This is a genomic window from Neisseria sp. HMSC074B07 (genome assembly GCF_001810355.1).
In the GTDB taxonomy this organism is placed as follows: domain Bacteria; phylum Pseudomonadota; class Gammaproteobacteria; order Burkholderiales; family Neisseriaceae; genus Neisseria.
Genome location: NZ_KV800921.1, coordinates 63169 through 76061 on the forward strand (window position 1 = coordinate 63169; position 12893 = coordinate 76061).

General features: G+C 50.1%; 13 protein-coding genes. 11 read left to right on the top strand and 2 right to left on the bottom strand.

Features of this window, described 5'->3' with window-relative positions:
• Positions 1-31 precede the first annotated feature (31 nt).
• The 11 genes from nuoI to HMPREF2726_RS04030 all read left to right on the top strand — a co-directional run bounded on the left by nuoI (position 32) and on the right by HMPREF2726_RS04030 (position 10095).
• On the top strand, positions 32-511 hold the full coding sequence (gene nuoI, locus HMPREF2726_RS03980; protein WP_070602270.1) for an NADH-quinone oxidoreductase subunit NuoI: 480 nt from the start codon (positions 32-34) through the stop codon (positions 509-511).
• An 11-nt stretch (positions 512-522) separates the two neighbouring features.
• Positions 523-1194 carry an NADH-quinone oxidoreductase subunit J gene (locus HMPREF2726_RS03985; RefSeq protein WP_070602272.1) on the top strand — a complete coding sequence of 224 codons (672 nt, stop codon included), beginning with the start codon at positions 523-525 and terminating at the stop codon, positions 1192-1194.
• Positions 1191-1496: an NADH-quinone oxidoreductase subunit NuoK gene (gene nuoK, locus HMPREF2726_RS03990; protein ID WP_002215628.1), complete on the top strand. Its 306-nt coding sequence runs from the start codon at positions 1191-1193 to the stop codon at positions 1494-1496. The genes HMPREF2726_RS03985 and nuoK overlap by 4 nt, the downstream gene beginning before the upstream one ends.
• A gap of 78 nt (positions 1497-1574) precedes the next feature.
• Positions 1575-2027: a hypothetical protein gene (locus HMPREF2726_RS14645; RefSeq protein ID WP_009310875.1), complete on the top strand. Its 453-nt coding sequence runs from the start codon at positions 1575-1577 to the stop codon at positions 2025-2027.
• Between the two features lie 318 nt (positions 2028-2345).
• Positions 2346-4370 (top strand): NADH-quinone oxidoreductase subunit L, encoded by a 2025-nt coding sequence (nuoL, locus tag HMPREF2726_RS04000; protein WP_003759433.1) that lies wholly within the window; start codon positions 2346-2348, stop codon positions 4368-4370.
• A 69-nt stretch (positions 4371-4439) separates the two neighbouring features.
• On the top strand, positions 4440-4745 hold the full coding sequence (locus HMPREF2726_RS04005; protein WP_070602274.1) for a chorismate mutase: 306 nt from the start codon (positions 4440-4442) through the stop codon (positions 4743-4745).
• A gap of 225 nt (positions 4746-4970) precedes the next feature.
• Positions 4971-5291 (top strand): cupin domain-containing protein, encoded by a 321-nt coding sequence (locus tag HMPREF2726_RS04010; RefSeq protein ID WP_070602276.1) that lies wholly within the window; start codon positions 4971-4973, stop codon positions 5289-5291.
• Between the two features lie 58 nt (positions 5292-5349).
• Entirely contained in the window at positions 5350-6498 is a 1149-nt protein-coding gene (locus HMPREF2726_RS04015) for a phospholipase D family protein (RefSeq protein WP_070602278.1), read from the top strand.
• Between the two features lie 221 nt (positions 6499-6719).
• On the top strand, positions 6720-8216 hold the full coding sequence (locus HMPREF2726_RS04020; RefSeq protein ID WP_070602280.1) for an NADH-quinone oxidoreductase subunit M: 1497 nt from the start codon (positions 6720-6722) through the stop codon (positions 8214-8216).
• Positions 8217-8225: 9 nt separating this feature from the next.
• Positions 8226-9668, top strand: coding sequence for an NADH-quinone oxidoreductase subunit NuoN (nuoN, locus tag HMPREF2726_RS04025; protein ID WP_070602282.1), 1443 nt, complete (start codon positions 8226-8228; stop codon positions 9666-9668).
• Positions 9669-9795: 127 nt separating this feature from the next.
• Positions 9796-10095: a DUF2818 family protein gene (locus HMPREF2726_RS04030; protein WP_009175028.1), complete on the top strand. Its 300-nt coding sequence runs from the start codon at positions 9796-9798 to the stop codon at positions 10093-10095.
• Positions 10096-10338: 243 nt separating this feature from the next.
• Here the strand turns inward: HMPREF2726_RS04030 and dtd are convergent, their stop codons facing one another.
• On the bottom strand, positions 10339-10800 hold the full coding sequence (gene dtd, locus HMPREF2726_RS04035) for a D-aminoacyl-tRNA deacylase (protein ID WP_003776157.1): 462 nt from the start codon (positions 10798-10800) through the stop codon (positions 10339-10341).
• 241 nt (positions 10801-11041) lie between these two features.
• Positions 11042-12385 carry a tetratricopeptide repeat protein gene (locus tag HMPREF2726_RS04040; protein ID WP_094113209.1) on the bottom strand — a complete coding sequence of 448 codons (1344 nt, stop codon included), beginning with the start codon at positions 12383-12385 and terminating at the stop codon, positions 11042-11044.
• Positions 12386-12893: the final 508 nt, after the last annotated feature.

The window sequence follows — 12893 nt, forward strand, 5'->3', positions numbered from 1 at the left end:
ATAACTAAACCCTAATAAAGGGCTATATCCAATGGCTAATCTAATTAAAACCTTTCTGCTTGGCGAGTTGGTAAAAGGCATGGGCGTAACGCTCAAAAACTTTTTCGCCCGCAAAGACACGATTTATTTCCCCGAAGAGAAAACGCCGCAATCGGTGCGTTTCCGCGGTCTGCACGCGCAGCGGCGTTATCCGAACGGCGAGGAACGCTGCATCGCGTGTAAATTGTGCGAGGCGGTGTGTCCGGCAATGGCGATTAACATCGAATCGGAAGAACGCGAAGACGGTACGCGCCGCACCAAGCGTTACGACATCGACCTGACCAAATGCATCTTCTGCGGCTTCTGCGAAGAAGCGTGTCCGACCGATGCGATTGTGGAAACACATATTTTTGAATACCACGGCGAGAAAAAAGGCGACTTGCACATGACCAAGCCGATCCTATTGGCAATCGGCGATAAATACGAAGCCGAAATCGCCAAACGCAAAGCCGCTGACGCGCCGTACCGTTAAGGAGCAGACGAATGACTTTTTCCGCGATTCTGTTCTATATCCTTGCCGCCATCGTTTTGTACGGTGCGGTTCGTACCGTCACCGCTAAAAACCCTGTTCACGCCGCTTTGCATCTGGTGCTGACCTTCTGCGTGAGTGCGATGATTTGGATGCTGATGCAGGCAGAGTTTTTGGGTGTGACGCTGGTGGTGGTTTACGTCGGCGCAGTGATGGTGCTGTTCCTGTTTGTCGTGATGATGCTGAATATCGACATCGAGGAAATGCGCGCCGGTTTCTGGCGTCATGCGCCTGTTGCCGGTGTGGTCGGTACGCTGTTGGCGGTTGCGCTGATTCTGATTCTGGTCAACCCGAAAACCGACCTTGCCGCATTTGGTTTGATGAAAGACATTCCTGCGGATTACAACAACATCCGCGATTTGGGCAGCCGTATTTATACCGATTATCTGCTGCCGTTCGAACTGGCGGCGGTATTGCTGCTGTTGGGTATGGTAGCGGCGATTGCGCTGGTTCACCGCAAAACCACCAATCCGAAACGTATGGATCCTGCCGACCAAGTTAAAGTGCGCGCCGACCAAGGCCGTATGCGCTTGGTGAAAATGGAAGCCGTGAAACCGCAAACCGAATCTGCGGAAGAAAACGAAGTTTCAGACGACCTCAAGCCGAAAGAGGAGGGCAAAGCATGATTACCTTGACGCATTATCTGGTATTGGGCGCGCTCCTGTTCGGTATCAGCGCGATGGGCATCTTTATGAATCGTAAAAATGTGCTGGTCTTGCTGATGTCGATCGAGCTGATGCTCTTGGCAGTGAACTTCAACTTTATCGCCTTCTCGCAGCATCTGGGCGATACCGCCGGACAGATTTTCGTATTCTTCGTATTGACCGTCGCCGCTGCCGAATCCGCCATCGGTTTGGCGATTATGGTGCTGGTGTACCGTAACCGACAAACGATTAATGTTGCCGATTTGGACGAGTTGAAAGGTTAGGGCGACGAGGGTCGTCTGAAAATGCAGATCCCCTTCCCAATATGTTTACAAGTGTATGGTCGCCAACCAATATAAAAAATGAGAAATATATCGAATTATGCCAAGCTAGGCTTATTAGCTTTTTTGATCGCTTGCTCTTCTAGCGTTGCGCTGGCTAAAAGCAGCCGTCCGGCAGGGTTATATCTAAATCCGTTTTTGGGGCCTCCTGGAAGAAAAATAAACCATGTGACTGTTGCCTTGTTTCCAAATCGTCAATATTGCATGCAGAGAGAGGGTGAGTCTGGAAAGGTACGACGTGGTACTTACCGACTGGTCAAACAAAAAATATATTTGGATAACGGCATGAAGTTGGCTAAATATAAAGACGATTTTGGCGACCCGAGTCGTGAGTTTTATAGCCTTACACAAAATGGTAAAGAAATAGATATGTTGCTTTATGCTGATGACCAGTTTTTCATTAAAAGAGAGGGTGTTAGCCCAAAAAAATTTTGGCGTTCTCTGAAAATAGAAGTATGTAAAGATTACCGTTAGACAAAAACCGTTAGACAAAAACTGATAGTCAATCTGGAAGAATAGAGGCTGTCTGAAAAGCGATTTCAGACCGTTTCAGACGACCTGATGCGGTAGGTTGGGCTAACCCCGACGAAAAAATAACATGATCAATTAAAGCCCGTTGTCTTGAAGGACAGCTTTATCAGATTTGAGTATTTAGCGTGCAGTATGGGTTGAAAACCCATTAATAAAGATACGAAGGCAGCTTGAAAGTGTCGAATTGGCAAGCCAATCTAAAAAACCTTTCGGGCAGTCTGAAGTTTAGAAAACTCCTAAAATCAAAAAGGTTCATCCAAAATGAACGACATGACTTTATATCTCATCATTGCCCTCGTGCCTTTGGCAGGCTCGCTGATTGCGGGTTTGTTCGGCAATAAAATCGGACGTGCCGGCGCGCATACGGTTACGATACTCGGCGTGGCGGTGTCCGCCGTGCTGTCGGCCTATGTGCTGTGGGGCTTTATCGACGGCAGCCGCGCCAAGTTTGACGAGAACGTCTATACCTGGCTGACGATGGGCGGTTTGGATTTTTCCGTCGGCTTCTTGGTCGATACGATGACGGCGATGATGATGGTCGTGGTAACGGGCGTGTCGTTGATGGTGCATATCTACACCATCGGCTATATGCACGATGAAAAAGTCGGCTACCAACGCTTCTTCAGCTATATTTCTTTGTTTACATTCAGCATGTTGATGCTGATTATGAGCAACAACTTCATCCAGCTCTTCTTCGGTTGGGAAGCGGTGGGCTTGGTATCGTATCTCTTGATCGGTTTCTATTTCAAACGTCCGAGCGCGATTTTTGCCAACCTGAAAGCCTTTTTGATCAACCGCGTCGGCGACTTCGGCTTTTTGCTCGGTATCGGCTTGGTGCTTGCCTATTTCGGCGGCAGCCTGCGCTATCAGGACGTATTCGCCTATCTGCCCAACGTACAAAATGCCACTATCCAGCTTTTCCCCGGTGTGGAATGGTCTTTGATTACCGTAACCTGCCTGTTGCTGTTTGTGGGCGCGATGGGTAAATCGGCACAGTTTCCGCTGCATGTCTGGCTGCCCGATTCGATGGAAGGCCCGACCCCGATTTCCGCATTGATTCACGCCGCGACGATGGTTACGGCGGGTCTGTTCATGGTGTCGCGTATGTCGCCGATTTACGAAATGAGCAGCACCGCGCTGTCGGTCATTATGGTAATCGGCGCGATTACCGCCCTGTTTATGGGCTTCTTGGGTGTGATTCAAAACGACATCAAACGTGTGGTTGCGTATTCCACCCTGTCGCAACTGGGCTACATGACCGTGGCTCTGGGCGCGTCCGCCTATTCCGTGGCGATGTTCCACGTCATGACCCACGCCTTCTTTAAAGCCTTGCTGTTCCTGGCGGCGGGTAGCGCGATTATCGGTATGCACCACGACCAAGACATGCGCCATATGGGTAATCTGAAAAAATACATGCCGATTACTTGGCTGACCATGCTGATCGGTAACTTGTCGCTGATCGGTACGCCATTCTTCTCCGGCTTCTACTCCAAAGATTCGATTATCGAAGCGGCGAAATACAGCACCCTGCCGGGCAGCGGCTTTGCCTATTTTGCCGTCCTCGCCAGCGTGTTCGTTACCGCGTTTTACGCGTTCCGCCAATACTTTATGGTGTTCCACGGCGAAGAAAAATGGCGCAGCCTGCCCGAACACCATTCAGACGACCATGGCGAAGAACATCACGGCTTGGGCAAAAACGACAATCCGCACGAAAGCCCGCTGGTCGTTACCCTGCCGCTGATTCTGCTTGCCATTCCGTCCGTCATCATCGGCTACATCGCCATCGAACCCATGCTCTACGGCGATTTCTTCAAAGACGTGATTTTCGTCAACGCCGACGCGCATCCGACCATGCACATCATGAAGGAAGAGTTCCACGGCGCATTGGCGATGGTGTCGCACAGCCTGCATTCGCCCGTCCTCTATCTTGCAATCGCAGGCGTATTGAGCGCATGGCTCCTGTACGTCAAACTGCCGCACCTGCCCGCCAAAATCGCGCAGGCGTTCCGTCCGGTTTACGTTTTGTTTGAAAACAAATACTACCTCGACGCCCTGTATTTCAACGTCTTCGCCAAAGGCACGCGCGCGTTGGGCAATTTCTTCTGGAAAGTCGGCGATACTGCCATTATAGACAACGGTATTGTCAACGGCTCCGCCAAACTGGTCGGCGCGATTGCCGCGCAAGTGCGTAAAGCCCAAACCGGCTTTATCTACACCTATGCCGCCGCTATGGTATTCGGCGTATTGGTACTGCTCGGCATGACCTTCTGGGGATTGTTCCGATAAAGGCAGAGTTTCAGACGACCTGTCCGTAGCCGGTGTAGAGGTCGTCTGAAAAAGGAAACACGAGAAACAATGGTTGAAGACAAATTACCGCAAACCCTAGACGAAGTCCGCGAAGCCATCGACGGCTTGGACAAGGAATTAATAGAATTGCTCGTCCGCCGGCAGAAGCTGGTGCGGCAGGCAGGCCGTCTGAAGCCTAAAAGCGATGTAAAGGCGGTTTCCGCGCCCGAACGGGTGGCTCAAGTGATTGCCTCGCGTCGTGCCTATGCCGAAAAGGCCGGTTTGTCGCCCGAAGTAGCCGAAGCGGTTTGGCGCAGTATGATTGATGCATTCATTAAACTGGAGATGGAAACCAACCGTACCGACGGGGCGTAGGCAACATTTCGTTCATAATTGATTTACTTGGATAGATACTGAGTTTGCCGACTGCCGTCATTCCCGTGCAGGCGGGAATCCAGACCTATCGGCGCATAAACCTGTCAAGGAAAAAGGTTTCCTAAAATCTACGTTCTAGATTCCCGCCTGCGCGGGAATGACGGGATTTTAAGAAACAGTTGTATCGACAGGTTTATCTAGATACAGAATCAAAGAGGCGCGAAAATGTCCGACACACAAACTATCCGCTCCGCCGAATTTACCGCTTCCCGCGCATGGGGCGCACTCGACATCGCCAATATGAACGGCACCACCGTGCGTCTGCACTGGACGGATCAGCCCTACAAATGGCACGTCAACGACGGCGAGGAAGTGTTTGCCGTGATGGACGGCGAAGTCGATATGCACTACCGAGAAAACGGCGAAGAACACATCGTTCAGTTAAAAAGCGGCGACATCTTCTACGCAGGAATCGGCACGGAACACGTTGCCCATCCGTGCGGCGAAGCGCGGATTTTGGTGATCGAGAAAGAAGGCAGTGTTTGAGGTCGTCTGAAAAGAGGGTTTCAGGCTGCAATGGAATTGTAGGTTGGAGTAAGAAGAGATGACGCAGTTGTTTTTACATTCAGATACATCAAATGATAAGGAACTGATTTCAATATATGAGAAAGCTGTTTCAGAGGCAGTAGAGCTGTATATTTTCTCTGCGTATCTCACTCATTGGGATGTAAAAAATAAGCTCAATAGCAAATTGCAAGAGTTTAAATTTATTTTTGGACAAGATTTCGGATTGTCTAAAAAAGAGGCTATTCGGAAAGTGTTGAAATGGCTTCCGTCCCATTTGAAATTCACATTGATGGTAGCTCAAGGCATTCAGGGTTTTCATCCTAAAGCTGTATTTTGGAAGAATGATAAGAATGAATATTATGCTTTAATCGGTTCTTCAAATTTGACTCATGCTGCGTTTAATAGCAATTATGAAGCAAATATTTTGACTAAAATTTCTGAGCAGGATTTTATAAAAGTCAAATCTTGGGCTGATGAAATTGCGATGAAATCTATCCCAGTATCGGAAGATTGGCTTAAGGGATATAAAGAAGCTGAAGTTAGCTATAAGAAATCAGCTTCTAGTAGATCAGCAATAGACGGATTATCTTTGAAAATACCACCTTATAATCAAGAATTGATTAAAGCACGGAGAATACAGATGAAAAATCATCAAACTGTGCGTGAAAAATTAAAAAATCTTATTAATCAATGTGCTAGTGGAGAGATAGGAAATGATGATTTTTATGTGGAATTTAATAAATTATGGTCCTGGGAGAATGAGAATAAAGGTAAAGGGATAGGTAATCGTTTTCAAGATAAAACATGGACGAGGAAGGGTAAGTCTTCAGATTTCCGAAAATTATGTTGCGCTATCCAAGCAGTTTTTGATGCACCATCTGCTGATAAAGATAGTGTTGTTGCCAAACAAATTGATTGGCTAAAAGAATGTGGAGTTTCTACTCGCCGTTCGGTTTTTTCTGAAATGCTTTGCCAAGAGTATCCTGATAAATATCCATTACTCAATGACCCCGTAGAAAAATTTTTAAGAGACAAAGACAACAAGTTTCGTTCGGCGCATGGAGCAAGTGAAGGTTCCAAATATATTGATTTGAGTATGAAGTTAAGAGCTGTATTGGTCAAACAATCAAAAATTAAAAATTTGGCTGAATTAGATGTTTTAATCCAAGACAAGTATCGGAAATAATCCTTGATTGGATGAAGTTAAGGTGGAGGTGGGCTAGGTTGGATCTAGAACCAACCTACTTGCTGGATTCCTGCCTACACGGGAATGACAGCAGATATATGTTTTTATTGATTCCGCCATACGCAAAATACACATAACCTTTTTCAGACGACCTCCTGAAACGTCGTCTGAAAAATCAACCCACACAACTATATTTTTATTTTAACCACAGGTTAACCACTATGTTTTCCAACTACCTACTCAGCTTGGCAATATGGATACCCATCGCTGCGGGCGTGCTGGTTTTGGCGACGGGGCCGGACAGCCGTGCGCCGCTTGCCCGCGTGCTCGCTTTAATCGGTGCGCTTGCCGGTTTCTTGGTAACGCTGCCCTTGTTTACGGGTTTCGACCGTTTGAGCGGCGGCTATCAGTTTACCGAGTTCCACGAGTGGATTCCGCTTTTGCGAATCAACTATTCGCTGGGTGTGGACGGTATTTCGGTGCTGTTTGTCATTCTGAACGCGTTTATCACGCTGATGGTGGTGCTGGCGGGTTGGGAAGTGATTCAGAAGCGTCCGGCGCAGTATATGGCGGCGTTTTTAATCATGTCGGGCCTGATTAACGGCGCGTTTTCAGCGCGGGATGCCCTGCTGTTTTATGTGTTCTTCGAGGGTATGCTGATTCCGCTGTACCTGATTATTGGCGTGTGGGGCGGTCCGCGCCGCGTGTATGCGTCGGTGAAGCTGTTCCTCTATACGCTGATGGGTTCGTTGCTGATGTTGGTGGCGATTGTGTATCTGTCTTACCAAGTCGGCGGCTTTTCGATTGAGGATTTCCAAAACATCAAACAGATTCCGCTGGGCGTACAACAGCTTTTGTTTGTGGCGTTTTTCCTGTCGTTTGCGGTGAAAGTGCCGATGTTCCCCGTGCACACTTGGCTGCCGGATGCCCACGTTGAGGCGCCGACCGGCGGTTCGATGGTGTTGGCGGCGATTACGCTGAAATTGGGCGCATACGGCTTTTTGCGCTTCATCCTGCCGATTCTGCCCGACGCGTCGCGCTATTTCGCGCCGGTCATCATCGTGTTGAGCCTGATTGCGGTGATTTACATCGGTATGGTCGCGTTGGTGCAGACCGATATGAAAAAACTGGTGGCGTATTCGTCCATCAGCCATATGGGTTTCGTTACCTTGGGGATGTTCTTGTTCATTAACGGCCAGTTGAACGACTGGGCGTTGAAAGGCGCGGTCATTCAGATGATTTCGCACGGCTTCGTGTCGGCGGCGATGTTTATGTGTATCGGCGTGATGTACGACCGCCTGCACACGCGCAATATCGCCGATTACGGCGGCGTGGTGAACGTGATGCCCAAGTTTGCGGCGTTTATGATGCTGTTTGCGATGGCAAACGCGGGTCTGCCGGCGACTTCGGGCTTCGTGGGCGAGTTCATGGTGATTATGGGCGCGGTCAAAGTGAATTTCTGGGTGGGCGCGCTGGCGGCGCTGACGCTGATTTACGGTGCGTCTTACACGCTGTGGATGTATAAGCGCGTGATTTTCGGTGCGGTCGGCAATCCGCACGTTGCCGATATGAAAGACATCAACTGCCGCGAATTTGCGATTCTGGCGATTTTGGCGGTTGCGGTATTGGGTATGGGCCTGTATCCGCAGGCATTTATCGAAGTGGTGCATCAGGCGGCAAACGATTTGATTGCCCATGTGGCGCAAAGCAAGATTTGAGGTGTGCGAATGAACTTGATTGATTTGAACTTAATGCCTGCCATGCCCGAAATCGTGCTGTTTGCGCTGCTGATTGCCGTCTTGCTGGCAGATTTGTGGATTAGTGATGAAAACCGCTATCTGACCCATTTGATGAGCTTGGGAACCGTCATTATCGTGGCGGTTACGCAGCTGGCGGTGTGGGAGCAGGGCAGTACGCTGGCGTTTCACGGGATGTATATCGCCGACGGTATGTCGCGCCTGTCCAAGCTGGTGTTGTACGGGCTGACCTTCGGGCTGTTTATTTACAGCAAACCGTACAATCAGGCGCGCGGTATTTTTAAAGGCGAGTTTTACACTTTGTCGCTGTTCGCTCTGTTAGGCATGAGCGTGATGGTGAGTGCGGCGCATTTCCTGACCGCCTATATTGGTTTGGAACTTTTGTCGCTGTCGCTTTATGCCATGATTGCGCTGCGCCGCGATTCCGGCCGCTCCGCCGAAGCCGCGCTCAAATATTTCGTCTTGGGCGCGCTGGCTTCCGGCCTGTTGCTCTACGGCATTTCGATGGTCTACGGCGCGACGCATTCGCTCGACTTCGCCACTGTTTTGGCGTCGTCGTACAGCGAGATCGCCAACGAATGGCTGTTGAAACTGGGGCTGGTGTTTATCGTCGTGGCGATAGCGTTCAAACTGGGCGCGGTGCCGTTTCATATGTGGGTGCCCGACGTGTATCACGGCGCGCCGACATCCGTTGCCGCCTTTGTCGGTACAGCGCCGAAAATCGCCGCTGTGATGTTTGCCTTCCGTATTCTGCTGACCGGTTTTGGCGAAGTGCATCAATACTGGGCGCCTATGTTTGCCGTCCTTGCCGTTGCGTCGCTTGTGGTCGGTAATCTTGCCGCGATTATGCAGACCAATATCAAGCGGATGCTTGCCTATTCGACTGTGTCGCACATGGGCTTTATCCTGCTGGCGTTTATGGCAGGCTCAATCGGCTCTACTGCGGGTCTGTATTACGCCATTACTTACGCTTTGATGGCGGCTGCGGGCTTCGGCATATTGATGGTATTGTCCACCGACAATATCGAGTGTGAAGAAATCAAAGATTTGGCAGGCTTGAACCAACGCCATGCCTGGTTTGCCTTACTGATGCTGCTGGTCATGTTCTCTATGGCAGGTATTCCGCCGCTGATGGGCTTCTACGCCAAATTCGGCGTCATCATGGTGTTGCTGAAATTCCATTACGTTTGGTTGTCGGTCTTCGCGGTCGTTATGTCCTTAATCGGCGCGTTCTACTACCTGCGCGTGGTTAAAGTCATGTATTTCGACGAACCCACTCATGACCAACCCATCGGCAGCAACTATGCCGCCAAATTCTTCCTAAGCGTCAATGCGTTCTTGTTGGTTTTGTGGGGCGTTATGCCGCAAACGATGATTGACTGGTGCGCAAAGGCTTTGGAAAACACTTTGTAAGGCGATAAACCGAAACGGCAGCCGTGTCAGAGGCTGCCGTTTTTGTTAAGATACGCAGCCCAAGATTGTTTTTTCAGACGACCCTTTGAATCAAAGAGGTCGTCTGAAAACAGAAAGACACACCATCATGACCGCATCCATGTACATCCTTTTGGTATTGGCACTCATCTTCGCCAATGCCCCCTTCGTTACCACCAAATTTTTCGGCGTGTTTCCGCTCAAGCGCAAACATTTCGGGCATCACCTCGTCGAATTGGCGGCAGGCTTCATATTGACCGCCGTCCTCGCCTACATCCTTGAGTCTCGTGCCGGCGCGGTACAGCATCAAGACTGGGAGTTTTACGCCACCGTAGTCTGCCTCTACCTGATATTCGCCTTCCCCTGCTTCGTGTGGCGTTATTTCTGGCACGCGCGCAACCGCGAATAAGTTTTTCAGACGACCTCAGCGTTATAGTGGATTAACTTTAAATCAGGACAAGGCGACGAAGCCGCACAGTACAGACAGTACAGAACCGATTCACTTTGGTGCTTCAGCACCTTAGAGGAATCGTTCTCTTTGAACTAAGGCGAGGTAACGCCGTCGGTTTAAAGTTAAGCCACTATATTTTTTGCCCTAAGCCTTCGCTGGCTTATCTGAATTTTGGTCAACATGCGGTTGATCGTGTTTGTTTTAAAACAGTTTTTTGGAATCCAGCAACAAGGTGACAGGACCGTCATTGCAGAGTGAAACCTGCATATGGGTTTGGAAGCGGCCGGTTTCTACCGTCAGACCGTGGGCGCGCAATAATTCGGCGGTGCGTTGATACAGGGATTCTGCCTGCCGGGCAGGGGCGGCTTCGGAAAAAGAGGGGCGGCGACCGCTGCGCGCATCGGCGTAGAGAGTGAACTGTGAAACGAGCAAGACTGAGCCGCCCGTGTCTTTAAGCGACAGATTCAATTTTCCGGCTTCATCTTCAAAAATGCGCAGATTGGCTATTTTGTCGGCGATATAGGAGGCATCGGTCTCGTTGTCATCGTGTGTAATGCCTAAAAGAATCAAAAAGCCGTGATTGATTTTGCCGCTGGTTTCTCGGTGTCCTTCGCTCAGGACATCAACTTGGGCATGGCTTACTTTTTGAATAACGGCGCGCATGGGGTTTCCTCGGATAGGGGTAGTGCAGCAAGGTGGATCATTTCGCTGACTGATGTTGATTTGTCTGGGGGAGGTCGTCTGAAAACGATTGGCTCTAGTCTAACAGAGTATTTCTGTTGGTCTAGAGCCATTTGTTTTATAGTGGATTAACTTTAAACCAGTACGGCGTTGCCTCGCCTTGTCCTGATTTAAATTTAATTCACTATATAAGTTTGGATTTTATAGCGGGATGCCGTCAGGTTTAACGGCTTGCTTCTTTTTGCCATTTTGCCAACAGGGGGCGCAAGGCATCGGGATTTCCGTAACAGCCGCTGATGGCTGCCTGCAACCAGCGGCAGGCGGTAGGGATATGGCTGGAGACGCCTTGCCCGTGGTAATAGAGTCGTGCCAGATAGTATTGCGCTTCGGTATGGCCTTGTTCCGCCGCGATTTCAAACCAGTGGGCGGCAGATTGGAAATCGGTTTCGACGCCTTGTCCGTAATAATACAATTTGCCCAATGCGGCGGCGGCATTTTTGTGATGGAATTCGGCGGCTTCCAGATAAAGTTTTCTGGCGCGGTCGTAATCCACCGCCGTCCCTATGCCGTAATGGCATGCTTCGGCATTGCGGAAGGTTTGTTCTGTTTTTTGGAAGAACAGGGCGGCTTCCCGGATTTGTTCATACTGTTGGGGGTTGTGCAGCGCGGCATCGCTGAGCAGCTTTTGGATGGCGGTGGCGCAGCCGAGTGTTGCGGCACGGTGGTAATAGTCGTGCGCTGCGTGCGGGTCGGCTTTGACGCCGAGTCCGTAGCGGTAGAGGTCGCCCATAATGCGCAAGGCCTCCGGATGGCGTCGGTCTGCGGCGAAACGGGTGTGGCGCATGGCTTGGAGCGGGTCGTCGCGTCCGGTCAGTTTGCCTGTCAGGCTGTGCTGCGCCAAAGCGGCGGCGGCGTCCCCGCTGCCTTTTGCGGCGGCTTTCCGATACCAGGTCATGGATTCCGCCTGATTTTGCGCGGCAAGCAAGTCGCCCAACATAACTTGTGCGGCGATAAACCCAGCTTCCGCTGCCTGCCGTAAATGGATTTCGGCTTGGGCTGAGTCGGCTTTCATGCCGATACCGCGGTAGTACATTTTTCCCAGTTGCCAATGTGCAGGGGCAAATCCTTGTTCCGCCGCTTGTCGGTACAACTTGATTGCGCTTTCAAAATCAGGCTTCAGGCTGTGGCGGTAGGCAAGGCAGTATTGGGCTTCGGCGGAGTTTTGCGCTGAGGCAAGCTGCGCCCAGTGGTACATTTGGGGTTCGTTGCGCTCTTGGTAAAAGCGCATCAGGACGTGCTGCGCTTCCGGCATTCCTGCTTCGGCCAGGCGGGTATAGGCAGATAAGTGGTGTTCGGTCGGAATGCCTTGCTGCTCGCTGTTTTGCAATAGCGAGAATTCTTCTTCAGGTGTCAGTTCGGCAGGTTTGGGTTGCGGCTTGGGCGCTGTTGCCAGGCGTGTCAGACCGGAGGCGTAGGTGATTTTGTTGACTTGATAGGCAGTACCGGCGTACCGATTGCCTGCTGCTTGTTGGGGCAGCAGTGCAGGGCTGACTGTGTCGGCGGTCATTCTGTTTGCCGGCTTGACAGAGAGCGTACGGGAAGAGTCGGGTACTGCAGTCATAAGATGAAATGGGAAAAGGGACTAGGTTGGTTATTATACTGTTTTCTGTAATTTATTGTTAATGATATGACGAGAATATCGGTAGTTATTTGCAATGGCGGTAAATGGAATAAATACAGTTAGTTATATTTTCTCTTAATATTGTGCGGTATGGAAGCCCAATAAAGGCATGGTGGTTTGGATGTGTTGGAAATTTTAAATATAAACAATAAGATAAATTCTTATCGGTTCGGACGGCAACCGGGTGCAGGCGGCGATGGGCAGAGGGTGCGGTCGGTTTGGCGTGGATTGGCAGGTTGTGTCAGTTTCAATGGATTGTAAAGGAAACAGGAGGCTGTCTTTTGTTTACAACAATCTGAAGATTGAAGGGATGGGGTATTGTACAGTGAATCTAGGGGTGCGAACTTTAAATCGGTACGCCATTATAGTGGATTAACTTTAAACCAGTACGGCG